Origin of the sequence: Mesorhizobium sp. M1403 (assembly GCF_040317695.1) — a bacterium.
GTDB lineage: Bacteria > Pseudomonadota > Alphaproteobacteria > Rhizobiales > Rhizobiaceae > Mesorhizobium.
Map to the genome: position 1 here is coordinate 572,606 of NZ_JAMYKY010000002.1, position 23,931 is coordinate 596,536.

Sequence of the window (23,931 nt, forward strand, 5' to 3'; positions counted from 1 at the left end):
TAAGGGCACGCCACAAGTGACGATCGTGACCGGCAAGGCCGAGGCTCGCCGAAGATTGCAACCCGGTACAGCCGGCACGCTGCGGAAGATCTGGGAGCATCGCGCGGACTACGCGTATGTGCTCCCGGCGATCGCCGTGATGCTCATCGTCATCGCCTATCCGATCTACTACACGGTCGAGCTGTCGTTCTTTAAGACACCGCCTGGTCTGCAGCTCCGCGACAAGACCTTCGTCGGCTTCGACAACTACACGACGATCCTCACCAGTCAGGTGTTCTGGAAGGTCACCTGGAACACACTGATCTGGACGCTGGGGTCCACTTTCATCTCCTTTGTCCTGGGGTTTGCAACGGCGCTGGCGCTCCACCGCGACTTCATCGGCCGTGGTGTCTTGCGCGCTATCCTGATCATCCCTTGGGTCATCAGCGCCGTCGCCGCCTCCTATATCTGGAAGTGGATCTACCATTCGGACTTCGGGATCATCGGCGCGGTGCTGGTCGGCCTCGGATTGGCCGACCGGCCGCCGAATTTCATCGACAATGTCAGCACGGTGCTGCCGTCCCTGATCGTCGTCAATATCTGGCGCGAGTTTCCGTTTGCCATGATCATGATGATGGCCGGCCTGCAGACAGTCCCCGACCAATTGCTGCGCGCCGCAAAAGTCGACGGTGCCAGTGCATGGCAGCGCTTTTGGCACGTCACCTTCCCGCACTTGCGCAACGTCTCGGTGGTGACGATGCTGCTGCTCGCAGTAGCCAACTTCAATTCCTTCATCATCCCCTGGATCATGACCGGCGGCGGGCCGTCGAACGCATCGCATATCTGGATAACCCACATTTATGAGCTCGCCTTCGGACGGCAGCGCTGGGGCGTGGCATCGGCCTATTCGGTGCTCCTGTTCCTCACACTGATGACACTGGGCTACTTCTACGTCCGTGCGCTAAGCGGCAACGAGCGGAAAGAGGGCAGCGCATGAGCACGATTGCCGAGACAGCCTCTCGAGCCCAGACCCGTCGCCGCATGCGCGTCGACGGTTGGCGGTGGGCCGGGCGCATATTCCTCGTGTTCATGCTGCTTTATACTGCGTTGCCGATGATCTGGATGCTGATCACCTCGATCAAGTCCGGATTCGCGGCGACGCAATTCCCGCCGCAATGGTGGCCGGACGAGCCTACCCTCGCCAGTTACCAGAAGCTGCTCGATCCGCAGAACAGCGTCGGCCAGGATTTCCTCCGCTTCTTCTGGAACAGCCTTTTCGTGTCGACCGTCACGACAATCCTTTCGGTGATCGTGGCTGTCCCTGCGGCCTACGCGTTTTCGCGCTTCAGTTTCCCCGGCCGGAATTTCCTGTTCTTTGCCGTGCTGCTGCGCAATATGTTCCCGGCGGTGATCTTTCTCGTGCCACTCTTCATCCTGATGCGCGCGATCGGGCTGGTGAACACGCACGGCTCGCTGATACTCACCTATCTCACCTTCGGCCTGCCGCTGGCGATCTGGCTGCTCAAGGGCTTTTATGACAACATCCCGGTGCAGCTTGAGCAGGCGGCGCGCATCGATGGCGCCACACGGTTCCAGGCCTTTATCATGATCGTGATGCCGCTCTCGACGCCGGGGATCATCGCCACCGCAATCTATTCCTTCATCGGCGCCTGGAACGAATACATCTACGCCTACACCTTCCTCTCCAAGAACGAGCAGTTGACCCTGCCGGTTGGCATCCAGCGCTTCTTCTCGGAAAATACGACGGACTTTCCGGGCCTGATGGCGGCCAGCTTCATGATGAGCGTGCCCGTCGTGGTGCTGTTCCTGGTCCTGCAACGATACTTTGTACGCGCCCTTACAGAAGGCGCGGTCAAGCACTAGGGAGTTGCCGATGGCCCACGTGGTCCTCCAAGATCTCGTCAAGAGCTATGGCGGCTTCAAAGCTGTCAACCACGTCTCGCTGACGGTCAATGACGGCGAGTTCGTTGCGCTCGTCGGCCCTTCAGGCTGCGGCAAGACAACCACGCTCAATCTCGTCGCCGGGCTGACCCCGATCACATCGGGCGACATCATCATCGGCGAGCGGGTGGTCAACGACCTCGACCCCAAGGACCGGGATATCGCAATGGTGTTCCAGAACTACGCGCTCTACCCGCAGAAATCGGTCTACAAGAACCTGGCGTTCCCGCTTCAGATGCGCAAACTCCCTAGGGGCGAGATCGACAAGAAGGTCAAGGAAGCGGCGCGAGTGCTCGACATGACGCATCTGCTCGAGCGCAAGCCGCGCGAACTTTCGGGCGGGCAGCAGCAGCGCGTGGCCCTTGGCCGTGCCCTCGTCCGCGACCCTGCGGTGTTCCTCATGGACGAGCCACTGTCTAACCTCGATGCCAAACTGCGCGTGCAGATGCGGTCGGAGATCAAGCGCTTCCACCAGGACCTCAAGGCGACGATCATCTATGTGACGCACGACCAACTCGAAGCCGTGACCATGGCTGACAAGATGGCGGTGATGAATGGCGGCTACCTGCAGCAATACGATTCACCGGCGCAGGTCTTTGCCCATCCGGTGAACATGTTCGTCGCCAGCTTCATCGGCAGCCCGGCGATGAGCCTTATTCCGCTGGAGGCATCGACGGCAAACGGCAACACGGTGTTGACCGGCGCCGAGGGCTGGCGCCTTGAGCTCTCGCCGCGCAATGCCCAGAAGGTCGTGAGAGCGACGACCAAGAAAGTCGTGCTCGGCGCACGTCACTCGACGATCAAGCTCCACAAGAGCGCGGTCCCCGGTTCCATTCCGGCCAAGGCCTACACCGTGGAACCGACCGGAGACGTCACCTTCGTGCAGGCGTTCCTGTCCGGCGCCATCGTCAACGTCAGCGTGCCGCCGAACATTGCCGTCTCGCCCGACGAGCAGATCTGGCTCGAGTTCGACCAGGAGCGGATGCATCTGTTCGACGGCGAAACTGAAATGGCCCTCAAAGCCAACTGAGATAGGGCCGATGCGTGTGGAACGTGGGCGTGGATGACTGAGAAGCTTAAGATCACCGCGATCAAGCCCTATCCGGTTTGGGTAGGAACGCGCAACCAGATGCTCGTCAAGGTCGAGACCAACCAGGGCATCTTCGGCTGGGGCGAGAGCGGCTTGAGCGGTCGCGAGAGGGCCGTGGCCGGCGCGGTCGAGCACTATCGCGAGTTTCTCATCGGTCGCGACCCGATGCAGATCGGGCGGATCTGGCAGGAGGTTTACCGCAGCCAGTACTTCGAAGGCGGGCGAGTCCTGCAGGCGGCGATTTCCGCCATCGACATCGCCCTTCACGACATCAAGGGCAAGGCTCTGCGGGTGCCCGTCTACGAGCTGCTGGGCGGCAAGCAGCGCGACCGCGTCCCCACCTTCGCCTCGACCGGCGACGAGGCCGAGGGCGATGTTGCCATCGAACGGGCCCGCGAACTTCGCGCACAGGGGTGGCAGGCGATCCGCTTCTTCCCCTTCGGGCAAAACAGCAAGGACATCTTCGAGCCGCGCGAGTCCATCGGCGCTACCGCGGGTATGCTGAACAAGGCGCGCGAGGCGCTGGGCGACGACGCCGTTCTCGGCATCGACTATCACCATCGGCTGTCGGTGGCAGAGGCGGCGAGCTTCTGCAACAAGCTCGGCCGCGGCGTGCTTGATTTCCTCGAGGAGCCAATACGGGACGAGACGCCGGAGGCCTATGAATCGCTGCGCACGATGACCGACATCCCCTTTGCCATCGGCGAGGAATTTGCCAGCAAGTGGCAGTTCCTGCCCTACATCGAGCGCGGCATCCACCAGTTCAACCGGCTCGATGTTTGCAACGTCGGCGGGCTCACCGAGGCAATGAAAATCGCTGGCTGGAGCGAGGCGCACTATGTGGACCTGATGCCGCACAATCCGCTTGGTCCAGTGTGCACGGCCGCTACCGTGCATCTCGCCGCCGCAGTACCCAACTTCGCGTGGCTCGAGACCAGGGCGCCCGAAACAAAGCTGGGCTTCGACAGTTCCGACTTCTTCCCCGTGCAACCACGGCTCGACGGGACCGATTACCCGGTCGGCGATCTGCCGGGGCTCGGCGTCGAGGTCAACGAAGTGGCGGTCCAGGCGCAGAGTTTGCGTTTCTGGGAAGCGCCTCACCTTAAGCGCCGCGATGGTTCTGTTACGAACTGGTAGTTCCATTCATCCGGAGTCGACAATGACGCATACTTCCGACATCACGCGGCCGCCTAAAGACCTGATCGACGCGCTGAGGGAGATCGGCGCCGCGACGGTTGCCGGCACGCTTGGCCACATGGGCTTCCGCAATCCGCACATGGTCGGTCCGGTGGCGCAAAACCATGGGAAGTCGATCGTCGGGCCGGCATTGACGCTGCAGTTCCTGCCGCAGCGGCCGGACCTCTTCACCGAGGGAGAATATGCCGATCCGGAGACGCAACTGCACCGGCACGTGCTCTATCACGCGCAGGAGGGCGATGTGGTCGTGGTCGACGCGCGCGGCGACATGAGCTCGGGCGTCTTCGGCGATATGATGTCGACGTATTTCAAAGGCAGGGGCGGGGCGGGTATCGTCATCGACGGGTGCATGCGCGACCGGCCCAATGTCGAAAAGCTCGATCTGCCCCTATGGCTGCGCGGCTGGACGCCAAACTATCACGTGCAGACCAGCATCTATCCCAATGCCGTCAACGTTCCGATTGCCTGCGGCGGTGTCACGGTGATCCCCGGCGACATCATCGTCGCTGACGACGACGGCGTGGTGGTGCTTCCCGTCGTGATGGCCCCGAAGGTGATCGAAGAATCACAGAAGCATCACGATTGGGAGGAGTTTTCGCGAGTGAAGCTCATGGAGGGCGGCCCGTTGCAACGCTACTATCCGCTGCATGACGATGCCCGCGGGGAGTACGAGGAGTGGCGCAAAGCAAATCGCTTGGAGAACCCGAGTTAGCGCGTGGATTACCTCGTGGCGGGGCCGGGGAGTCGAGTTTCGTCGTCTGGCGCCCACTGCACTGCACTGAAGGATCGAGACGGTCCGGCTCCCGCCATCTCGTGCGGGCACCAAGCGTTACACCAAGCGGCACTCCAACGGCGAACCGGAAGCATCATCAGCGCCTAGAAGCTGACGTAGCACCGGGTGTTCGGCAGCATCGGCGCGCCGCTTGACATCGGGCCAACCGCCGGTTTGTTTCAGCCGGGCCCGAATCCCGAAATCACCCCGTAACATGGCCTGCTGAGATTCGAACCAGCGCGGTCAATTTCGCGCGCGGTCCGACTGTCACGAGGAGTGAAATAATGCCGTATGGCACGGTGTCAGCAGCCTTGCTGGCCCGGCTGGCGGCGCGAACGATGGCGCGATTGTCTTCCCGCAAGAGGCATGTAATCGGCGTGCCGGACTGTCGGGACGATACCCAGGGCGGCGCAGGAGAAGCCTGCGCTGATTTCGGCAACTTGTCTGAACAGTCAAGCTGTCTCACGCGGTGAAACCACACCGTGCCAACCGGAATTGCTGGATTCGTGCCGGCCGTGGCGCCATGAGACAGATATCCTGCAAGTTGATCGGGTTGCAGGGCGCAGCCTGGCGGTATGGTCAACGAAGTCAGCGGAGAGCTTACCGACTAGTTGCTCAAGCCGGTTCGGCGTAAGCGAGAACCGCCCGGTGGCCGGTTGGTCGATACGGTGCTTCTAGAGCCACTGCGTGAGATGAATGCCGGCGATCGATATGGCACTCCCCAGACGATGAAGTTGTGCTTCCCATTGGCAGCAGCAGATCCAGGAACCTTAACCCTTCTAAGAAGTTATCAGTCCACTCTAAGGGACAGTGTCATGATCCGCAGGACACAAACGGTCGGCGTTCCTTTGGCGATCTCTTTAGGCGCCACCGTCGTGTCACTTCTGCTTCAGAGGTACTTTGGCCGAACCGCCCTACTGATCCATATCGGACAGGTGTTGGCAGCCACGGGCGCCGCTGGCTTTGCTCTGTGGATCGGACGCAATGGATGAGCTGACGGCTTCCAAGAAAAATCAACCGACTTCTTCTGTCTCTCCCGTGAAGAAGACGCTCCTCGGCAGATTGGGGCCGGGCCTCATCACTGGCGCGTCGGACGATGATCCATCCGGGATCGGCACCTATAGCCAGGCGGGGGCCCAGCTCGGGTTCGGGATTGGATGGACGATGCTGCTGACCTATCCTCTGATGGTCGCGATTCAGGAAATCAGTGCGCGCATCGGAAGGACTACCGGCCACGGCATCGCAGGCAATCTGTGCCGCCACTATCCGAATTGGCTTCTACAGTCCATCGTAACTCTTCTGTTCATCGCAAATACCATCAACATCGGCGCCGATCTCAGCGCCATGGCCGATGCGACAAAGTTTTTAATCGGCGGCCCGACCGTTCTCTATGTCGTCCTGTTCGCAGCCATTTGCGTAATTGGAATCGTTTTCGTGAACTACGATCGCTACGCGCTCATCTTGAAATGGATGACGTTGAGCCTGTTCTCGTATGTCGCTGTCGTGTTTGCTGTGCAAGTTCCCTGGGCCGAAGCACTGGGTGGCGTGCTGGTCCCGCGAATTGTCTGGAGCAACGAGTTCTTCACTACGCTTCTCGCCATCTTCGGCACGACGATTTCGCCCTATCTCTTCTTCTGGCAGGCGTCAGAGGAGGCCGAAGAGGTCCACGCAAATCATCACAGAAAATCATTGTTGAGGGCTCCACGTCAGGCGGTCGACGCGTTCTCGCGAATTCGCGCCGACACTCTCATAGGCATGGCATTCTCCAACGTCATCGCGCTGGCGATCATCTTCGCGACCGCGGCGACCTTGAATAAAGCCGGCATCACCGACGTCGAGACATCCGCTCAGGCGGCCGAGGCGCTGCGGCCGATCGTCGGCGATTTTGCCTTTGCTATCTTCGCTTTCGGCATCGTCGGGACAGGGTTGCTGGCGGTACCGATCCTGGCCGGCGCGGCGGCTTACGCCATTGGCGAGGCGAGACGATGGCCCGTGGGGTTGTCGCGCAGACCTAAGGAGGCTGTGGCGTTTTACTGCACTCTTGCCGCGGCCACGGGGCTCGGAGCAGCGATCACGTTTAGTCCAATCGATCCGATCAAGGCGCTGTATTGGACAGCCGTCGTCAACGGCGTCGTCGCCGTTCCGGTCATGACAGTCATGATGATAATGACAGCCCAGCCAAAGGTCATGGGCGACTTCACCGTCAAGGGCTGGCTGCGCTGGCTGGGATGGGCCTCAACGATCGCTATGGCGATGTGCATGGTCGGAATGCTCATGAGCTGGTTCATGTGACAGTCAATCGATCAGTTACCGCTCGTTGACAGTCGGGACAATCTCGATTCGAGCCCTTCGATGACTGACCTGGTCTTCATGTGTCTGGTAAGTCTGCAAATGATTAGCCCGCGGCAGTTCGTATGGCGGTGCAAACCAGGGCCGGAAGCTATCTTCGACACTCTATCAAGGTCTCGACGCCCTAGACTATCGCGCTGCCGAAACCGCAGGCTCGAGAGCCGAGCCGTCCCACAACGGCTTCAAGCGCGGCATCGGTTGCGGGTTGTCGCCGATTGCTGGCCGTTACCTCGACACGCGCGGTGCTCTTCAGATCGGGGCTGTCGGGGCGCCGAAGGCTCAGATGACCGATGCCGACGTCGGGATTGCGGCAGACCACACGGACGAGAAACTGGGTTCGAACTCGGTTGACCAGCCACGACCGCGGCGAGGAGCGTCCGGCGGGCGTCGGCGAGGACGCCGAACGCGGCGGAAGACCAGCGGTCGGCGCAGTATTGAGGTCGCACACGTTCAGTTCCTCCTTGAAAAACATAATTCCAGCACCGAGGAACCCGATCCCGGACCCGCGCGGCAGGACGATGCCCAGATTAATTGCAGCCTGTTCGATCGAAATCATGGAATGTTCCTGAGAAGATAGCCATGCGAACTCGCTCACGCCGGGTTCTCGAGGTTGAATTGCTTCGACTGCTCCGCGTAGCGCCCCCAGGAGATGATCGCGCGCATCGTGTCCTCGGCACGTTCTTCGGACATGTGGTCTTCGAGGTGGCGTGAATTGCGCCATGCATCGCCAACTCGCAAGCTGGCTCGGTCATTCACTCACTTGCCAGGGAGGCGTGCATTTTCTGGCGCGGTACCCAGTTCCGACCGTACCAGGCGCCTTGGTCTCATCCATTCGCCGCGCGCGTTTTCGGACAGTACCAATCCATGGCCAGGTCGATCGGGCGCATAGGCGTAGCCGTCCCGGATTTCGATGGGCTGTTCCACCAGATGATCGAAGTTCTGAAACGAATATTCCAGCCATTCGACTTCCGGAAGCGCGACCGCCATGTGCACGCCGATCTCCAGAAAGGTGTTGCCGATGCTGACCGGGATGCCGAGCTCGGCGGCCAGCCAACCAATGTGCATAACATCGGTGACTTGACCGTGGACATTCAGGATGTCGGCTGCGTGGGCTTCCAGAAGAAGCCGTTTGCCTTGAAGATCCAGATACTCGCCGCTGTTGATCTGAGTCCATGTCATTGCTTGCCTGAGCATTCTCAATCCTTGGTGGTCGTGACGCAGGATTGGATCCTCGACCCAGAGAAGATCGTGACCGGCATCGCGGATCGCCGCCAATTTCATTAGCGCTTCCTTCGAGGTCCACGCCTCGTTCGGGTCGATCATGATTTCCGAGCCTGCCGGCACGCAGGCTTTCAACAGCTCCAGGCGCCGCAGATCGCGACCGAAATCCGGGTGGCCGACCTTGATCTTGAAAGCGGAATAGCCAAGCGATGCCGCGTGGGAAAACAAGGAAACGAAAGCATCATCGTCGAGGTGAAAATCGAGGCCACTGGCGTAGGCTTTCACACGGTTGCGACGACTGCCGAGCAGCACGTGAAGGGGTAGGCCAGCTTCCTTTGCCGCAAGATCCCAAAGCGCCACCTGGATCGCTTCATGAAAAGGCAGGGAGTACGCCCGCTGATTGCCACCGCGCGGGCGGTTCACACGATGAACCAGCGCGATCGCCTTATGTCCTTTCAGCCCCGGCCAAACCTCGTTTTCGAAAACGGTCTCAATCTCAGTCTGGTCGGGCAGGGGATTGAAGAGCGTCTGGATGAAGCCCAGTCCCACTTCACCACTTTTCGAAACGAGTTCCAGCGCAGCGACGTTTACATCGTCGGCTCGAACCTGACTGTCCCCGATTACCCGGTCGCGGGCGAACTGAAATCGGGTTATACGAAAATGCGAAAGGCTCATCACAGGGGCTTTCTGATCGTTTAGTATAACGCACTGATCTATCAGCTAAGATGTCTCAGTACCGAATCAATGGAGGTGCCGCAAGTGGTGGGCAAAGCAAAAGCCATCTCTCATACCCTGGTGGCGGCCACCCGTATGAGCGATGTTGCCTACGAACGAATTCTGGAACGCTTGTTCGACAGGCGCGTTCCGGTCGGGGCATTCGTTTCGCAGAGCGAACTGTCCGCGATTGTTGACGTGCCCGTCGCTCCGCTTCGTGACGCTCTGCGCAAGCTCGAAGCGGAAGGAATTCTCACCATCCATCCACGCTCCGGAATCCAGTTCATAAAACCTGGCATGGAGCTCACGCGCGCCACCTACCAATTCCGCGCCATCATAGAGCGTTCGGCAATTCGCGTCTTTGCCGAGCAGGGCGATGAAGCCGTCATGAATGCCCTGGAAATGCGGCACTCTCGGCTGGTCCGGCGCATCGAACGGGAGGGTGTGGGAAAGGAGCAACTGGAGGAGATGGATGCGCTGGAGGGAGAGCTGCATGGCGCAATCATCGGCGCGCTGCGCAATCCCTTGATCGATAGCACCTATCGGCGCATGCACAATTATCTACGTCTGTTGCGGCTGGACAGCAAACTCACCTCGCCGATCATGATCCGGACGCTCAAGGAACACCTCGACATCCTTGAGGCTTGCAGCACCAGGAATGCCGACGCTGCCGAAGCAAAGCTGCAGTCCCATTTCCAGGCGGCCATGCAGCGGAACCTTGGTCTGGTCTGACACGTCGTTGCTTGCCTCTCCGGCGCGGTTGCACGGCTTGGGAAATGATGTTACCCAACACTCCAACTGATCGATCAGTCTGCTGATCTGATATCTTGGAGGTTCGCATGCGGTTGAACAAAAGGCAGTTTCTCGTGGGTTCGGCGGCCCTCGCGATGGCAGGGCGCATTGGTGGTGCCCGTGCCGCGAGTGCCATCAGTTACTGGCACCACTTCACCAGTCAGTCGGAAATGGCCAGCTTACTCAAGATCATCGGATTGTTTCAGGCAGCGAATGCAGATGTGGCGGTGACCCAGGAAAACATCCCGAACTCGGAATATATGGCCAAGGTTTCATCGGCCGTGCTGGCCGGCGGGCGTCCCGATACCGCCATGGTGATCGCCGAGCGCTTCGCCGATCTTACCGCGATGGAGGGATTGATCGATCTTACCGAGCGCGTGAATGGGTGGGAGGGCAAGGCGAACTTTCCCGACAACCGCTGGACTGGGCTTTCAAGCAATGGCGTCATTTATGCGGTTCCCGCCTTCGCCTTCGTTGACTGGATGTACTACCGCGCAGACTATTTCGAGGAAGCTGGACTGGCGGGGCCACCCCGAAATTTCGACGAATTCCTTCAGGCATCCCGCAAACTGACCAATCCTTCGAAGGGCAGGTATGCCTTCGGCATGCGCGCCGGCGCCGGCGGTTTCAAATATGTCATCGATGTCATGGAGGCGTTCGGCTCGCCGATCGTCAAGGATGGGCAGCCGGCCATCGAGAGGGCCGCGGCGATTGAGGCGATAACGTTCTATTCCGATCTCTTCCTGAAGGAAAAGGTCGTGCCGCCGAGCGCGCCCCACGACAGCTACCGTCAGATCATGGAAGCCTTCCGCACCGGGCAGACTGCGATGGTGTGGCATCATACCGGTTCGCTGAACGAAATCTCGAGTGCGATGAAGCAGGGCGAACAATTCTCGACCGCGCCGATGCCGGCCGGTCCGAAGGCGCATGTCGCTCGCGTCGCGTACGCCGGCAACGGCGTCATGAAGGAAGACAATATCGAGGCTGCCTGGCGGTGGGTGAGCTTCTGGGGCCAAACGGACGCTGCCCTGGCCCTGCTCGAGGGGACCGGCTATTTTCCGGCCTCCGCCGCTGCGCTGCAGGATCAGCGGATCACCGGCAATCCGATCTATAATGCGGCGACGGAAACGCTCAAGTTCGGACGCCTGCCGAACAATTTCGTCGGCGCCGCGGGCTGGTCCGAAAATGTCGTCAATCCCGCTTTCCAGTCGGTGCTGACGGGTCAGTCGACGCCAGAACAGGCAGTAGACCGCATGATCCAGGGCCTGGAGGCGGCGCTCCGCTGATCCCCGGACGTGCAGCCGTGCTCAGAACGCAACGGGACGGTGCTTTCGCATCGCAGATTCATGATAATAAGCTCGAGCAGATATCTGCCTATGCGGGCTCTCGGCGAACTGTCCGAGACCCGATACTGGATGTATTTGCTGCTCCTTCCCAGCCTCGCCCTTATCCTTCTCGTGATCGCCTATCCGACGCTTTACGGCATGGCAATCAGCTTTCGCGAGATGCGTCTGACGCGTCCCGGGTTGGATGGCTGGGTCGGCTTCAAACATTATCTAGCGATGTGGTCAGACCCGGTATTCTGGATCGCATTGAAGAACACCGTCGTGTGGGTTGCTGCCGCGGTCGTGCTGGAACTATCGCTTGGTCTTCTCGCCGCGACAGCTCTCAACAGGGATTTGCCGGGCACGAAAATCTTCGCCGTGCTCATCCTGCTTCCCTACTTCCTGCCCAATGTCGTAGCGGGCCATATGTGGGCCTTGCTGCTCGATCCGCGGCTCGGAGTCATCAACGATCTTCTTGTCCGGCTAGGCGTCCTGCAGGCCTACAAGGCATGGTTTGCTGATCCCAATACTGCGCTTGCGGCGACCATTCTCGTCGAGGCCTGGCATGGGTTTCCATTCTTCGCGCTGCTGCTGCTCGCGGGCCTGAAGGGTATTCCCGAGGATCTCTACAGGGCAGCGGCGGTCGACGGCGCAGGCCTGGCGGCGCAGCTCAGGCTGATCACCTTGCCGATGCTCAAGACCGTCATCGCGGCGGCAGTGATCCTGCGCGTCATCGGTCTGGTCAATTCGCCCGATCTGCTCCTCATTCTCACCGGTGGCGGACCGGGAGATGCCACGCAAGTGCTGTCGTTGTACGCCTTTCAGACTGCCTACAAGGAGTTCAATTTCGGCTACGCATCCGCCCTGTCGGTGGTGATGTTCGTGACCCTGATGATCTTCGCGGCCGGGTATATCCGCATCTCCAGGATTACCAAAGGACAGGGCGATGATTGAAAGCAAGCGTCACCGGCGGATGATCGCGAACATCGCCACCTACATCGTGCTCGCAAGCCTGACGGTGTTCTGCATCGGTCCGATGATCTGGATGTTCCTGACATCCCTCAAATATGAGGCCGACATTGTCACCCTGACGATGCAGTACCTCCCGAGCCGCGTTACCTTCGACAATTATGTCGCCATCTGGACGCAGTCAGGTTTCCCACGGCTTATAGGCAACAGCCTCGTCGTTACCTTGCTGACGGTGACGATCTGCGTCGTCACGGGCACGCTTGCCGCCTATGCATTTTCTCGCTTCGCGTTTCGAGGCCGAGATCAGCTCATGCTCGGCTATCTTGTCGTTCGCATGTTTCCCGCAGTCATGATGATCATTCCCCTTTATGTTGTTATGCGCGGTGTGGGGCTCGTCGACAGCCGTTTCGGCCTAGCGCTTGCCTATACGAGTTTCCTGCTGCCGCTGTTCGTGTGGATGCTCAAGGGGTTCTTCGATTCGGCACCTAAGGAACTCGAGAGCGCGGCTCGCATCGACGGCTCGACAAGGCTTGGCGCCATGGTCCGTATCGTCATGCCCCTTGCGCGAAACGGCCTGGTCGCAAGTTCGGTGTTCATTGCCATCGCGGCCTGGAATGAGTTCCTGTTCGCCCTGATGCTCACGACCGGGCAGGGGTCTCGCACCTGGCCCGTGGGCCTGCAACTGATGGTCGGAGAGTTCCAGCTTCCTTGGGGCGTTCTGGCGGCAGGCGGCATTCTCAGCATCATCCCGGTCATCGTGCTCTTCGCGATCGTCCAGCGAACCATGGTTCAGGGGCTGACCGCAGGCGCCATCAAAGGCTAGGAGTACTCGCATGGCGACACTTTCCATCAGGGACGTGCGCAAGTCCTATGGCTCCGTACAGGTTCTTCACGGGGTCGACATCGAGCTCGAGGACGGAGGCTTTCTGGTTCTGCTCGGGCCGTCCGGATGCGGCAAGTCGACCTTGCTCAACATGATTGCCGGCCTCGACGACACGTCCGGCGGTGACATCCTGATCGGTGGACGCTCGGTCCTCGACCTTGCGCCCAAGGACCGCAATATCGCGATGGTGTTCCAATCCTACGCGCTTTATCCCACCATGTCGGTCGCGAGGAATATCGGCTTCGGATTGGAAATGCGTGGCGTGGGCGCCGACCAGCGCACGCGTGCCGTGGAAGATGCCGCGCGAATGTTGCAAATCTCCCATCTGCTCGATCGACGCCCCGCCAACCTTTCGGGCGGACAGCGGCAGCGCGTTGCGATGGGCCGCGCGATCGTGCGCGACCCGGAGCTGTTCCTCTTCGACGAGCCATTGTCCAATCTCGATGCCAAGCTTCGCGTGGAAATGCGCACGGAGATCAAGCGCCTGCACGAGCGTCTCGGCACGAGCATCGTCTATGTCACGCATGATCAGATCGAGGCGATGACGCTGGGCACCAAGGTGGCCGTCATGAAAAGCGGCTACATCCAGCAATTGGGCGATCCGCGCACCATCTATGAACGGCCCGCCAATATGTTCGTGGCAAGTTTCATCGGATCTCCGGCAATGAACTTCCTTGCCGGACGACTGGTCCCGGATTCGGAGGGTGTCCGGTTTCAAGCGAGCGGTGTATCGATCGTGTTGCCGACGCGGAACCGGCAGGTGGACTCTGAGCGACCGGTGATGTTGGGCATACGGCCTGAAGAGCTGAGAACCGTTGCGGAGAATCGAGCTTCGATCATTGGGGAGATCGACGTGGTAGAGCCCACCGGGCCTGAAACCATGGTGACTGTGCAGGTCGGCGAGAACGCGATCATCGCGCGCCTGCCGCCGAGGTTTGCCGGCCGGCGCAAAGAGCCAATATTTCTTGCCGTCGATCCGGCGAGCGTCAACCTGTTCGATCCGGATAGCGAGCAGCGCATCAACATTTAGGACGTGGATACCAGCGGCTGGACGCAGTGGCGCAGGGATCCGCGATGTCGCCTCGAACTCATCCGGAGCGAATGCGGACCGCTTGCGGTCAAGCTGCGCTGGGTGAGCGGTATCTCGGCAGGGTAGTCAGCGGGCCTTGGCGATCAGTTCTGTCAGGCAATCAGCAGCCTCCGTCCCTGGCACGCCAAGATCTCTGACACTGTCCATGTGGTTGCGGTTCGGGAGCACATGCGACGTTACCAACGATCCCTGCCGCACCAAGTTTGCTTTGAATCGATCGGCTTGCTGATGGAAGGGTGGCGTCTCATTGGCTCCGACCAGAACCGCCGCCCTGGTTTGAGGATCATGCCGATAGGCGAGCGGCGTAAACATGGCGACTTCCTCGTCGGTTATTCCAATCTCGTCGGCGAGAAAGGAATCCTGGAGCGGTTTCAAATCGTAGAGCCCGCTCAGCAGAAGGGCTGCCCTCACATTCGAGGGGGTATGCTCGCCGTCGAACAGAAACGTTGCAAGATGGGCTCCTGCCGAATGACCACTGACAGTCAGGGCCGCCGGGTTTCCGCCATGATCGGCGATGTTGGCGAGGACCCACTGCTTGGCGCGGCGCACCTGGTCGACGATCGTCGCCATTCTGACCTTGGGCATCAGAGCATAATCAAGGATGACGGCAATGGCCCCGGCCTGGCTAATGGTCGTCGCGACATATGAATAGTCGCGCTTGGAGAACATTCTCCAGTAGCCGCCATGGACAAAGATGTGCACCGGCAGCGCCGTTCTTTTCCCCGCGGGAAAGAACAGATCCATGGTTTCGGTCGGATCCGGTCCGTAGGCCACGTCCGCAGTCATCGCAATGGTGGCGCGGGCGGCCTCGCTGCGGCCAACGAACTCCTGCACGATTTCGTCAAAATCCGCGACGTGGTCGCGGATGCGAAAGGGATCGCCTTGCATTCTTCTGCTCACATGCTGATGGCGAGGTATTTCGCCTCCATGAACTCGGCAATGCCATGATGCTGCCCTCCCTCGCGGCCGAGCCCACTCTGCTTGACGCCGCCGAAGGGGGCTGCCGGATCGGACATCAGCCCCCGGTTGACAGCGATCATCCCGGCCTCGATCCGGGAGGCCACCCGCATGCCGCGCGCCAGATCGCGCGTGTAGATGTAGGCAGCAAGCCCATATTCGGTGTCATTGGCGCGTGCGATGACCTCAGCCTCGGTGTCGAAGCTCGAGATCGGCGCCACAGGCCCGAATATCTCCTCATGCGCCATCTTTGCGTCACCTGGCACGTTGCGAAGCACTGTAGGAGGGTAGAAGAAACCAGTTCCGGACAGGACTGAGCCGCCGCACATGACCCGCGCGCCGCGTGCGACTGCGTCGATGACAAGGCGATCTATTTTCTCGACCGCCTTTTTCGTGATCATGGGTCCGCATTCCGTGTCCGGGTCGGTGCCAGGGCCGACCTTGAGCGACGACATCCGCTTCTTGAGGCCGTCCGAGAAGGCTTCGTAAATGCCAGATTGCACGTAGAGGCGGTTGGCGGCCGTACAGGCCTCACCGGCGTTACGCATCTTGGCTACCATTGCGCCATCGAGCGCCGCTTCGAGATCGGCGTCGTCGAACACAATGAACGGTGCGTTGCCGCCGAGTTCCATCGAACACGAAACCACATGCCCGGCAGCCTCTGCCAGCAGAGCGCGACCCACACCCGTCGAACCGGTGAAGGAGAGCTTGCGCACTCGCGGGTCGGCCAGCATGGCGGCTGTCAAAGGGCCCGGACTGGAGGTCGTCAGGACGTTGACCACCCCCGGTGGCACGCCTGCGTCCTGATAGAGCGCGGCCAGCGCGTAGGCGGTAAGCGGGGTCTCGCTGGCTGGCTTCAAGATCACCGTGCATCCAGCGGCAAGTGCTGGCGCGATCTTGCGGGTCGCCATCGCGGCAGGAAAATTCCAAGGCGTGATCAGGACGCAGATGCCGATCGGTTCGTAGTCAACCACGATGCGGTTGGTGCCGGAAGGCGCAATACCGAATTCGCCAGTAATGCGAACGGCCTCCTCGGCATTCCAGCGGAAAAATTCCGCGGCATAAGCGATCTCGCCGCGGGCATCCCGCAGAGCCTTGCCGTTCTCCAATGCGATGAGAGTAGCCAGTGCCTCCGATCGTTCCGTCATCAACTCAAAGCAGCGTCTGAGGATCTCGGAACGCCTTCGCGGCGACGTTGTCCGCCAGCCATGGGCTGCCTTGGCAGCGGCGTCAACGGCAGCGGCCGCGTCGTTCACGGTCGCATCGGGCACAGCGGCGATGACAGCCTCGGTCGAAGGATCGACGACCGGAATCACCCTGCCATCCGCGGACTGGCGCCATTGGCCGCCAATATACAGCCCGTGCGAGATTGTGTGGAAGTCGCTGATGCCCTGATCATCCGACAGAACCTGTGAAAACGTGTTCATCTCGATATTCCCGATTGCTACATGATGCTGGCGAGGTCGCCATCAAAGGCGGCCTGGACCAGGCGTCGCATGGACCTCAAGTCGAATGGACGCGGATTGTTCTTGATGAGGCGTTCGATACCGATCGCTTGTTCGGCCGTCCAATCGAGCTTATCGGCGGGCAGCCCCAGCTCGGCCAACGAGGGGGTGATCCCGATTGCCCCAAACAGCCGACTGACCTCGCCAATGGTCGCGTCGGCCAACTCTTCGGGCGCCCGGCCTTTACCATCGAGGCAGAGCGCGTTGGCGATCTCGGCCATCTCGGTCGCTGCGGCTGTTTTGTTGTACTTCATGACGTATGGCAGCATGGTGGCGACACCCAATCCGTGAGGGGTGTGGGTTATCGCGCCAACCGGGTATTGCACGGCGTGCGCTGCCGCTGTGCCGGCCGTTCCGAACGCACAGCCGGCGGCCAGTGCACCCATCATCACGTCGGCCCGGGCGTCCTCGTCAGAGGGCTGGCGGTATGCCGTTTCAAGGCTTCGGCCAAGCAGCTTGATCGCCAGCAGGGCGAAATGATCGGTCAAAGCGGTTTTGCCGATAAAGACATGTTTCTGCGGAAGGCGGGGATCGGTCCCCCGCCTGACGGCCGTGAAGGCCTCGATTGCATGCGTCAGCGCATCGGCGCCTGCGATCGCCGTCAATGCCGGCGGGCATGTCATCGTCAGTTCAGGATCGCAGATGGCCGCGGCCGCGATCAGATATGGGCTGGAGATGCCGACCTTCAGAGTGCGATCCGGATCGGAGATTACGGCGACCGGGGTCACTTCAGAGCCCGTGCCGGCTGTTGTCGGCACCGCGATCAGCGGCAGCGTCGGGCCGGGCACCTTGAACTCGCCGTAGTAATCCTGGAGCTGACCGCCGTGAGTGATGAGCAGCGCGGCGCATTTGGCCATATCGAGACAACTGCCGCCGCCAATGCCGATCACCATGTCGGGCGCGAACCTCCGTGCTTCCTCGACGCAGACGGCAACGGTGTCCCGGGGAACGTCGGGTAGCACGCGGTCATGCACCAGTAGGTCTATCGACGCGGCTCGCAGCGCCGCGACGATCTCTCCAAACGGGCCCGTTGCGGCAAAACGTTCATCGGTGCAGACGAGCACGCGACGCCCGAGCCTGGCCGCGACAACCGGAATGACGTGGCGTTGGCCCTTCCCGAAGAGGATTTCGCGCGGCAGCCTTATGGCAGCGAAAAGGCTCATTATCTGCATCCTGTGATGATGTCTGGATTGGAATGCGAAAGGCCGTTCAACTCGGCCCAAAGGCTGGGTTTGACGTCAAACCCCAGTTGCAGCGCGCTTGCGTTCCGACGCGTTGAACCATCGCACGGAGCGCTGACGATCCGTTCAGGCTCGGACGGTGAGGAAGCCCGGACCGCGGAGTCGGCCCACTGCTCCAGCAGGGCCACCGCAACTACGATCGCTTTGTCTTGAAACAGCCTCAAAATTATATCCTCTATAAAATCGTATATGATATAGGATTGCATTGGCCGAAGCATCGTGTTAGCAACTCAATGTGTCAAGGGGCAAAACATGCAGGCCATGAACTTACCCAGTCTAGATGAACCGAACCTCGCCGGCGGGCGTATCCAGCGCTCCAGCAGCCTGGTTGAGGACGTCTACGAAGCGATTTTTGCGCAACTCATGTCGCTGAAGATTGCGCCGGGCTCGCGCATCACGGTCGACAGTCTGGTCAAGGAATTCAACGTCTCCCACACGCCGATCCGCGAGGCGCTCGGCCGGCTCGAAGGCGAAGGCCTGGTGCTGAAGACGCATCTGATCGGTTACCGCGCTGCGCCGCAGATCACGAAACGACGGTTTGACGAGCTCTACGAGCTTCGCCTGCTGCTCGAGCCTCATGGCGCGGCCAAGGCAGCCGCGCTCATGGACGAGGTAAAGCTCGCACAGCTTCAGGAATCGGCGGGCGTCATGGCGCGCCGTGAAGGCAAGGACGAGCGTCTGAGGTATTCCAACTTCGCCCGCCAGGATGCCATTTTCCATGACAAGGTCATGGAATTCGCCAACAACGAACTCGTGCGCGAGACGCTGGCGCACCAGCATACCCACTTCCACATATTTCGCCTGATGTTCCATTCGCGCGTCACCGAGGAGGCGCTCGACGAGCATGAGGCCATTCTGGCCGCTTTCGCTGCGGCCGATCCTGCCGCTGCCGAGCAGGCGATGCGTCGCCATATCGAGCATTCCCGCGACCGTTTGTTGCTGGCGTTCGACTGAGACTGTCCCGATGTCTTTGATCACAGGCCAGTGCCAAGGATACTTCCCCGATTCACCCTTCTAGAAAGTCAAACCCACCGGGCGAGCACAGGTCTCGCCCGGCCGTTGTCACAGGAAAGGTACGACCATGCCAGGCAAAAAGATCCTAATGCTGACCGGTGAATTCACCGAGGAATACGAAATCTTCGTCTACCAGCAGGCGATGGAAGCGGTGGGCCACACTGTCCATGTCGTGTGCCCAGACAAAAGCGCCGGAGACGTGATCAAAACATCGCTGCACGATTTCGAGGGCGATCAGACCTACACCGAAAAGCTCGGCCACTATGCGCTGATCAACAAGACCTTCTCCGACGCTGAGAAGCAGCTGGAGCAATACCACGCTGTGTACTGCGCCGGCGGTCGCGGCCCCGAATACATCCGCACCGACAAGCGCGTGCAGGCGATGGTGCGCCACTTCCACGAGAGCAAAAAACCCATTTTCACGATCTGCCACGGCGTGCAGATCCTGATTGCGGTAGACGGCGTCGTGCGTGGCAAGAAGGTCGGCGCACTGGCGGCGTGCGAGCCCGAAGTGACGCTTGCGGGCGGCACTTATATCGACCTGTCTCCAACGGAGGCATATGTCGACGGCACGATGGTTTCAGCCAAGGGCTGGACGGCGCTTGCAGCGTTTATCCGCGAGTGCCTGAACGTGCTTGGGACAGAAATCCGCCACGCGTAGACCTTCTTCCGACGCGTCTCAAAGGGGTGCGTCGGTTCCCTTTCTGGAAGGAGAACTTGTCACCGCCAATTCGGCCTCGGATCACAAAACGCCTGCATCGCGCTGAGTTTTCTCCCAGGATCAAAGGTCTTTCGCTATGCATTGATACTGGTTTCATCAAATCCCGTAAGCGAACGCATCAGTGTTTCCCTTGCTGAAGCCAGATGCGCTCGGCAGGCTACCTCAATCCGAGTGGAGTTGCGGCTCTCAAGCGCATCGATATAGGCAATGTGTTCGTGGATTGCGGCAAGGTTGCGCTGCTTTTCGTCCTGCTTGTTCCACTGATAGTGGTAGTGAAAAATAAACGTGATGATGTCGTAGAAATCATCGATGAAGCGGTTCGGTGATGCCTCGTTTATAAGCCGGTGGAACCGGTTATCCAGGCCGGAGAAGTCGTGAAAGCGGCTCTCAATTCGCTCCAGCAGGTCGGCATGCGCCATCTTGAGCGCGGCGAGTTTCGACCATAGCGGAGAGCTGTTCGGCTGCAGTGAAAACAGTTGTGCCGAACGCAGTTCAAACATCACCCGGATCTCGAAGAGCTCAAGTGCAAAGTCTTCAGTGAAACCCTTGAAAAGCCAGCCTGTATTCGGCCTTTTCTCGATCAGTCCAAACCGGCTGAAGCGGATCAGGAATTCGCGAATTCCATTGGTCGCAACACCGAATTGCCGTGCAAGCTCAAGCTCATTGATGCTGGTTCCGGGCCTGGTGTCACCCCGCAGCATCCACTCCATGAACTGCTGTTCGACATGTTTGGCGCGAGGCGTAGTTTCGGCGTCCGGGTAGTAGTCGTTGTCGCCGACCGCGCGGCCCGTCGCTCTGAGGCCGTGGCGTTCGGTGACAAGTTCGCGGTTAACAAGTTCTCGCAAAACCTTTCGGACGGTTGTGCGGCTGACGCACATTCGCCGTCTAAGCTCATTTTCGGAAGGAAGTTCGCCGGCCAATTGTCCGTCGCGCAGCATATTTGCAGCTCGATTGAAGGCCTTCTTGTAGACGGTGTCCGTTCTCATCGGATTTTCCTTTGGAACAATACCTTGTCCTTTTTAGCATGAACTTTATCCATAAAAAACAACTTGACCCGACCCTGCTGGTTGTTTTTTATCGATAAGAGGAGGCACGAATTGAGTTTTTGACGACGCGGCTCGCACAAGCTGCGGCGGGGAGGGGAAATTTGCCTGAAACGGGAAACACCGGCACGACTGTCGGCGAGGCCGCGTTGCCAGCATCCAGGAAGTCAGAAGCCGTCCCCGGCCTTGCGCTTGGCCTGATGCTGCTGAGCGCTGGTCCGGTCGTCATCCTGGTGCTGCTGGTCGCCGTCCTCAGCTTTCTGTCACCCTATTTCCTGACAGGACGCAATCTCAGCAACATCCTCGCCCAGACGGCCGTCATCTCGGTTGTGGCGATGGGCCAGCATCTGGTCATCCTGACACGCGGCATCGATCTCTCCGTCGGCTCGAACCTTGCGCTGGCTTCCGTCGTCGGCGCGCTGAGCTTTCATGCTGGCGCCCCCGCCATCGTTGTGATCGCGGTGATGGTCGGCTGCGGTGCCGCGGTCGGCGCGATCAACGGGCTCTTCTATGTCTTCGGCCGACTGCCGCATCCTTTCATCATCACGCTGGCAACATTGAGCATCGCCAAGGGGTTGGCGCTGCAACTGGCCGATGGCCGCGCCATCCCTGGCATGCCGGATTCGATCGATGCGCTTGGCCGCGACGCGGTCTGGGGTCTGCCTGGATCGGTTTTCGTTGTTGCCGGCGTTGCCGCGGTGCTTTTCGTCATGGCTAAAACCATGGTCTGGGGGCGCTGGATTTACGCCGTTGGCGGCCGCCCCGACGCTGCATTGCGCATGGGTATTCCCGTGTCCTTGGTCCTGGTTTCGGTCTATGTCATCTCAGGGCTGTGCGCGGGCATCGGTTCCGTCATACTTGCCGGCCGCACCGACGCCGGTTCGCCGCTGTTCGGCAATCTGCTGGAACTGGATACGATCGCGGCGGTGATCATTGGCGGCGCCAGCTTTCTTGGCGGTCGCGGCCACCTCGGCCATGCCTTGATCGGCGCCATCATGATCGGCGTTATTCGCAACGCGCTCAACCTGCTCAACGTCAACGTCTTTTTCCAGCTCATCGTCATCGGCGTCGTCATCGTCATAGCGGTCGAGTCCGACGTGCTGCGCAATTACCTCGAAGGACGTGTGCGTGTCCTGCAAGCCGGGAGGCAGTCATGATCGCTGCTGCGGCCAACGCCGATCACGCGGTCACCGCGGACAATCCCGTGCTGGCGGTATGCGGTGCTACCAAGCGTTTCGGTTCGGTTCTGGCCCTGGACGATGTCAGCATCGAGGTTCGGCGAGGCGAGATCGTCGGCCTGCTCGGCGACAATGGCGCGGGCAAATCGACGCTAACCAAATGCATCAGCGGGGTGCACCAACTCGATGCCGGCGCGATCTTTTTGGATGGTGCGCCAACGCAGATACGCTCCCCTGCGGATGCGCGCTTCGCCGGCATCGAGACCGTCTATCAGGACCTGGCGCTGTTCGACAATCTGACACCGGGACAGAACTTCTTTGCCGGTCGCGAGTTAGCTGGCCCGCAATGGCTTCCGCGCGGCCTGCGATTTCTGCAGCAGCGCCGAATGGACGCCGAGACCCGCGCTCTGTTGGTGAATCTCAAGGTCACGTTGCCGCGGCTGGATGCCGTCGTCGCCATGATGTCGGGTGGACAAAGACAAGCCATTGCCGTGGCCCGCTCGACCGTATTCGCCCGCAAGGTTGTCATTCTGGATGAGCCGACCGCCGCACTCGGCCTGCGTGAATCACGCCAGGTGCTCAATCTGGTTGCTGCGCTCCGCGACCAGGGCAATGCCGTCATCCTGATCACTCACAACATGGAACACGTCGTCGAACTCGCCGATCGCGCGGTGGTGCTTCGCCAGGGCCGCAGGGTCGGCGAACTGGTGCCGACCAAGGACAACAAACAGGAGCTGGTTTCCATGATCGTTGGAGCCTGACCCGTTCGAGATTTGGGGACCGTTCCGGTCCGCAAATGCCTGAAGCGTCTCCCGCAGGGAGGCGTCTCAATCCAAGGGAGGAAAACAATGCCAATGAACCGAAAACTGTTCGCAGGGCTGGCGATCGCCGTTGCGTTTTCTATGCCGGCTTCGGCCGCAGACAAGATCAAGATCGGCCTGATCACGAAATTCCCGGTGCCGTTCTACTCGACCATGGAGGACGCCGCCAAAAAATACGCGGCCGCTCATCCGGAGATCGAACTGGTCACCGGCCAGGGCCAGGCGGCCACCGACATCGAAGGTCAGATCGCACTGATCGAATCCATGATCACGCAAGGCGTCAAAGGGCTTGCAATCACTCCGGTCGACCCGACGGTCGCGCCGGCGCTCGACAAGGCGGTGGCCGCCGGCATCAAGGTGGTTCTCGTCGACAACAGCATCCCCAACTGGAAAGGCCAGACGGCGTTGGTATCGACCAATAACCTCAATGGCGGCAAGATCGCCGGAGAATACCTGAAGACGGTGCTCAAGAGCGGTGACAAGATCGGTATTCTGCAAGGCGTTCCCGGGGTGCCGGCTCTGGATGACCGGGTCACGGGCATGATGGAGGGACTGGGTGAGGTAAAGGTCGAGGTCGTCGGCAAAGGTGCAACCAACTGCACGCTGGAACTTGGCACGTCAGTGACCGAAGACATTCTGACGGCCAATCCTGATCTCAAGGCAATCTACGCGGCCTGCGGCCCGCCGATCCCTGGAGCCGTCAAGTCGATCAGCAATGCAGGCATTGCCAACGACAACCTCATAGTGGTCGGCTTTGACGCCTGCTGCGGTGAGATCGAAGCGATCAAGTCGGGGGCGGAGGACGCCAGCGTAGCTCAATTTCCTGCAAAAATGGGCGAGCTTGGCATCGACACCGTCGTCAAGGCCATCCGTGGGGAACCCGTCGAGGCCAATGTGGATACCGGCGCCGGACTGGTGACGCTGCAGAACGTCAAGGACTTCGAGTGATCCACCAGCGGTGGGGGGGGGGGGGGGGGCGGGGGCCCCGCGGTTTATTTGCCCCCCGGCCCCCCGGTGGGGCCCCCCCCGCAAGTTTGTTGGTGCCCCCCGCGGGGGGCCCCGGGGTTGCCGCCCCCCGCCCCATGTTGGCAGTGTCACCCCCCCCCGG

Annotated in this window: 23 protein-coding genes and 1 pseudogene; 16 read left to right on the forward strand and 8 right to left on the reverse strand. The window is 60.4% G+C overall.

What is annotated here, in order from left to right; translation table 11 throughout:
• The first annotated feature begins 16 nt into the window (after window positions 1-16).
• The 5 genes from NKH01_RS07475 to NKH01_RS07495 are packed head-to-tail and all read left to right on the forward strand — an operon-like array spanning window position 17 to window position 4,940.
• Window positions 17-976 (forward strand): carbohydrate ABC transporter permease, encoded by a 960-nt coding sequence (locus NKH01_RS07475; RefSeq protein ID WP_353019790.1) that lies wholly within the window; start codon window positions 17-19, stop codon window positions 974-976.
• A complete protein-coding gene (locus tag NKH01_RS07480) occupies window positions 973-1,863 on the forward strand; it encodes a carbohydrate ABC transporter permease (RefSeq protein ID WP_353019791.1) in 891 nt (296 codons plus the stop codon). The genes NKH01_RS07475 and NKH01_RS07480 overlap by 4 nt, the downstream gene beginning before the upstream one ends.
• Before the next feature lie 10 nt (window positions 1,864-1,873).
• Complete coding sequence (locus NKH01_RS07485) at window positions 1,874-2,971, forward strand: ABC transporter ATP-binding protein (RefSeq protein WP_353019792.1); 1,098 nt, start codon at window positions 1,874-1,876, stop codon at window positions 2,969-2,971.
• A 33-nt stretch (window positions 2,972-3,004) separates the two neighbouring features.
• Window positions 3,005-4,168 carry a mandelate racemase/muconate lactonizing enzyme family protein gene (locus NKH01_RS07490; protein WP_353019793.1) on the forward strand — a complete coding sequence of 388 codons (1,164 nt, stop codon included), beginning with the start codon at window positions 3,005-3,007 and terminating at the stop codon, window positions 4,166-4,168.
• 22 nt (window positions 4,169-4,190) lie between these two features.
• Window positions 4,191-4,940 (forward strand): ribonuclease activity regulator RraA, encoded by a 750-nt coding sequence (locus NKH01_RS07495; protein ID WP_353019795.1) that lies wholly within the window; start codon window positions 4,191-4,193, stop codon window positions 4,938-4,940.
• 361 nt (window positions 4,941-5,301) lie between these two features.
• Here NKH01_RS07495 and NKH01_RS07500 read toward each other — a convergent pair.
• Window positions 5,302-5,440, reverse strand: a pseudogene (locus NKH01_RS07500) (zincin-like metallopeptidase domain-containing protein); the annotation flags it as partial.
• A gap of 544 nt (window positions 5,441-5,984) precedes the next feature.
• On the opposite strand from NKH01_RS07500, the gene NKH01_RS07505 reads away from it, so the two are divergent.
• Window positions 5,985-7,292 (forward strand): NRAMP family divalent metal transporter, encoded by a 1,308-nt coding sequence (locus NKH01_RS07505; RefSeq protein WP_353019796.1) that lies wholly within the window; start codon window positions 5,985-5,987, stop codon window positions 7,290-7,292.
• A 181-nt stretch (window positions 7,293-7,473) separates the two neighbouring features.
• Here the strand turns inward: NKH01_RS07505 and NKH01_RS07510 are convergent, their stop codons facing one another.
• Genes NKH01_RS07510 through NKH01_RS07520 form a run of 3 tightly spaced genes read right to left on the reverse strand, consistent with a single transcriptional unit; the run spans window position 7,474 to window position 9,245 of the window.
• Window positions 7,474-7,905, reverse strand: coding sequence for a hypothetical protein (locus tag NKH01_RS07510; RefSeq protein WP_353019797.1), 432 nt, complete (start codon window positions 7,903-7,905; stop codon window positions 7,474-7,476).
• A gap of 35 nt (window positions 7,906-7,940) precedes the next feature.
• On the reverse strand, window positions 7,941-8,105 hold the full coding sequence (locus NKH01_RS07515; protein WP_502912605.1) for an AAA-associated domain-containing protein: 165 nt from the start codon (window positions 8,103-8,105) through the stop codon (window positions 7,941-7,943).
• Window positions 8,106-9,245, reverse strand: a complete 1,140-nt coding sequence (locus NKH01_RS07520) for a mandelate racemase/muconate lactonizing enzyme family protein (RefSeq protein WP_353019798.1) — start codon at window positions 9,243-9,245, stop codon at window positions 8,106-8,108. It lies immediately after the preceding gene.
• 135 nt (window positions 9,246-9,380) lie between these two features.
• Between NKH01_RS07520 and NKH01_RS07525 the strand changes: the two genes are divergently transcribed.
• The 5 genes from NKH01_RS07525 to NKH01_RS07545 all read left to right on the forward strand — a co-directional run bounded on the left by NKH01_RS07525 (window position 9,381) and on the right by NKH01_RS07545 (window position 14,283).
• Window positions 9,381-10,016, forward strand: a complete 636-nt coding sequence (locus NKH01_RS07525) for a GntR family transcriptional regulator (RefSeq protein WP_502895979.1) — start codon at window positions 9,381-9,383, stop codon at window positions 10,014-10,016.
• Between the two features lie 107 nt (window positions 10,017-10,123).
• A complete protein-coding gene (locus NKH01_RS07530; protein WP_023718523.1) occupies window positions 10,124-11,362 on the forward strand; it encodes an extracellular solute-binding protein in 1,239 nt (412 codons plus the stop codon).
• A 129-nt stretch (window positions 11,363-11,491) separates the two neighbouring features.
• Window positions 11,492-12,355: a carbohydrate ABC transporter permease gene (locus NKH01_RS07535; RefSeq protein WP_245278558.1), complete on the forward strand. Its 864-nt coding sequence runs from the start codon at window positions 11,492-11,494 to the stop codon at window positions 12,353-12,355.
• Window positions 12,348-13,193, forward strand: coding sequence for a carbohydrate ABC transporter permease (locus NKH01_RS07540; protein ID WP_353019800.1), 846 nt, complete (start codon window positions 12,348-12,350; stop codon window positions 13,191-13,193). Before NKH01_RS07535 ends, NKH01_RS07540 begins: the two co-directional genes overlap by 8 nt.
• 10 nt (window positions 13,194-13,203) lie before the next feature.
• Entirely contained in the window at window positions 13,204-14,283 is a 1,080-nt protein-coding gene (locus NKH01_RS07545; protein ID WP_353019802.1) for an ABC transporter ATP-binding protein, read from the forward strand.
• 126 nt (window positions 14,284-14,409) lie between these two features.
• Here the strand turns inward: NKH01_RS07545 and NKH01_RS07550 are convergent, their stop codons facing one another.
• From NKH01_RS07550 to NKH01_RS07560, 3 genes are read right to left on the reverse strand one after another with little or no spacing between them, the layout of a single operon-like run.
• Window positions 14,410-15,231: an alpha/beta hydrolase gene (locus tag NKH01_RS07550; protein ID WP_353019804.1), complete on the reverse strand. Its 822-nt coding sequence runs from the start codon at window positions 15,229-15,231 to the stop codon at window positions 14,410-14,412.
• A gap of 8 nt (window positions 15,232-15,239) precedes the next feature.
• Window positions 15,240-16,727 carry an NAD-dependent succinate-semialdehyde dehydrogenase gene (locus tag NKH01_RS07555; RefSeq protein WP_353019805.1) on the reverse strand — a complete coding sequence of 496 codons (1,488 nt, stop codon included), beginning with the start codon at window positions 16,725-16,727 and terminating at the stop codon, window positions 15,240-15,242.
• Between the two features lie 17 nt (window positions 16,728-16,744).
• The gene (locus tag NKH01_RS07560; protein ID WP_353019806.1) at window positions 16,745-17,968 is read right to left on the reverse strand and encodes an iron-containing alcohol dehydrogenase; all 1,224 of its coding nucleotides are present in this window, start codon (window positions 17,966-17,968) and stop codon (window positions 16,745-16,747) included.
• Window positions 17,969-18,307: 339 nt separating this feature from the next.
• Between NKH01_RS07560 and NKH01_RS07565 the strand changes: the two genes are divergently transcribed.
• Both NKH01_RS07565 and NKH01_RS07570 read left to right on the forward strand, forming a co-directional pair.
• The gene (locus tag NKH01_RS07565; protein WP_352484920.1) at window positions 18,308-19,000 is read left to right on the forward strand and encodes a GntR family transcriptional regulator; all 693 of its coding nucleotides are present in this window, start codon (window positions 18,308-18,310) and stop codon (window positions 18,998-19,000) included.
• Window positions 19,001-19,127: 127 nt separating this feature from the next.
• A complete protein-coding gene (locus NKH01_RS07570; RefSeq protein ID WP_352549507.1) occupies window positions 19,128-19,721 on the forward strand; it encodes a DJ-1/PfpI family protein in 594 nt (197 codons plus the stop codon).
• Window positions 19,722-19,855: 134 nt separating this feature from the next.
• Here NKH01_RS07570 and NKH01_RS07575 read toward each other — a convergent pair whose 3' ends face one another.
• On the reverse strand, window positions 19,856-20,767 hold the full coding sequence (locus NKH01_RS07575; protein ID WP_352849020.1) for a GntR family transcriptional regulator: 912 nt from the start codon (window positions 20,765-20,767) through the stop codon (window positions 19,856-19,858).
• Between the two features lie 161 nt (window positions 20,768-20,928).
• Here NKH01_RS07575 and NKH01_RS07580 point away from each other — a divergent pair, with 161 nt between their 5' ends.
• The 3 genes from NKH01_RS07580 (at window position 20,929) to NKH01_RS07590 (ending at window position 23,771) form a co-directional block, all read left to right on the forward strand.
• On the forward strand, window positions 20,929-21,981 hold the full coding sequence (locus NKH01_RS07580; RefSeq protein WP_352911395.1) for an ABC transporter permease: 1,053 nt from the start codon (window positions 20,929-20,931) through the stop codon (window positions 21,979-21,981).
• Entirely contained in the window at window positions 21,978-22,763 is a 786-nt protein-coding gene (locus tag NKH01_RS07585; protein WP_352588826.1) for an ATP-binding cassette domain-containing protein, read from the forward strand. The genes NKH01_RS07580 and NKH01_RS07585 overlap by 4 nt, the downstream gene beginning before the upstream one ends.
• A gap of 141 nt (window positions 22,764-22,904) precedes the next feature.
• Window positions 22,905-23,771 (forward strand): sugar ABC transporter substrate-binding protein, encoded by an 867-nt coding sequence (locus tag NKH01_RS07590; RefSeq protein ID WP_502912609.1) that lies wholly within the window; start codon window positions 22,905-22,907, stop codon window positions 23,769-23,771.
• Window positions 23,772-23,931 lie beyond the last annotated feature (160 nt).

Excerpts from the sequence above, each read along its gene's own strand:
- NKH01_RS07480 (WP_353019791.1), top strand. The coding sequence starts at position 973 with ATGAGCACGATTGCCGAGACAGCCTCTCGAGCCCAGACCCGTCGCCGC.
- NKH01_RS07485 (WP_353019792.1), top strand. The coding sequence starts at position 1,874 with ATGGCCCACGTGGTCCTCCAAGATCTCGTCAAGAGCTATGGCGGCTTC.
- NKH01_RS07490 (WP_353019793.1), top strand. The coding sequence starts at position 3,005 with ATGACTGAGAAGCTTAAGATCACCGCGATCAAGCCCTATCCGGTTTGG.
- NKH01_RS07495 (WP_353019795.1), top strand. The coding sequence starts at position 4,191 with ATGACGCATACTTCCGACATCACGCGGCCGCCTAAAGACCTGATCGAC.
- NKH01_RS07505 (WP_353019796.1), top strand. The coding sequence starts at position 5,985 with ATGGATGAGCTGACGGCTTCCAAGAAAAATCAACCGACTTCTTCTGTC.
- NKH01_RS07510 (WP_353019797.1), bottom strand. The coding sequence starts at position 7,905 with ATGATTTCGATCGAACAGGCTGCAATTAATCTGGGCATCGTCCTGCCG.
- NKH01_RS07520 (WP_353019798.1), bottom strand. The coding sequence starts at position 9,245 with ATGAGCCTTTCGCATTTTCGTATAACCCGATTTCAGTTCGCCCGCGAC.
- NKH01_RS07525 (WP_502895979.1), top strand. The coding sequence starts at position 9,381 with ATGAGCGATGTTGCCTACGAACGAATTCTGGAACGCTTGTTCGACAGG.
- NKH01_RS07530 (WP_023718523.1), top strand. The coding sequence starts at position 10,124 with ATGCGGTTGAACAAAAGGCAGTTTCTCGTGGGTTCGGCGGCCCTCGCG.
- NKH01_RS07535 (WP_245278558.1), top strand. The coding sequence starts at position 11,492 with ATGTATTTGCTGCTCCTTCCCAGCCTCGCCCTTATCCTTCTCGTGATC.
- NKH01_RS07540 (WP_353019800.1), top strand. The coding sequence starts at position 12,348 with ATGATTGAAAGCAAGCGTCACCGGCGGATGATCGCGAACATCGCCACC.
- NKH01_RS07545 (WP_353019802.1), top strand. The coding sequence starts at position 13,204 with ATGGCGACACTTTCCATCAGGGACGTGCGCAAGTCCTATGGCTCCGTA.
- NKH01_RS07550 (WP_353019804.1), bottom strand. The coding sequence starts at position 15,231 with ATGCAAGGCGATCCCTTTCGCATCCGCGACCACGTCGCGGATTTTGAC.
- NKH01_RS07555 (WP_353019805.1), bottom strand. The coding sequence starts at position 16,727 with ATGAACACGTTTTCACAGGTTCTGTCGGATGATCAGGGCATCAGCGAC.
- NKH01_RS07560 (WP_353019806.1), bottom strand. The coding sequence starts at position 17,968 with ATGAGCCTTTTCGCTGCCATAAGGCTGCCGCGCGAAATCCTCTTCGGG.
- NKH01_RS07565 (WP_352484920.1), top strand. The coding sequence starts at position 18,308 with ATGAACTTACCCAGTCTAGATGAACCGAACCTCGCCGGCGGGCGTATC.
- NKH01_RS07570 (WP_352549507.1), top strand. The coding sequence starts at position 19,128 with ATGCCAGGCAAAAAGATCCTAATGCTGACCGGTGAATTCACCGAGGAA.
- NKH01_RS07575 (WP_352849020.1), bottom strand. The coding sequence starts at position 20,767 with ATGAGAACGGACACCGTCTACAAGAAGGCCTTCAATCGAGCTGCAAAT.
- NKH01_RS07585 (WP_352588826.1), top strand. The coding sequence starts at position 21,978 with ATGATCGCTGCTGCGGCCAACGCCGATCACGCGGTCACCGCGGACAAT.
- NKH01_RS07590 (WP_502912609.1), top strand. The coding sequence starts at position 22,905 with ATGCCGGCTTCGGCCGCAGACAAGATCAAGATCGGCCTGATCACGAAA.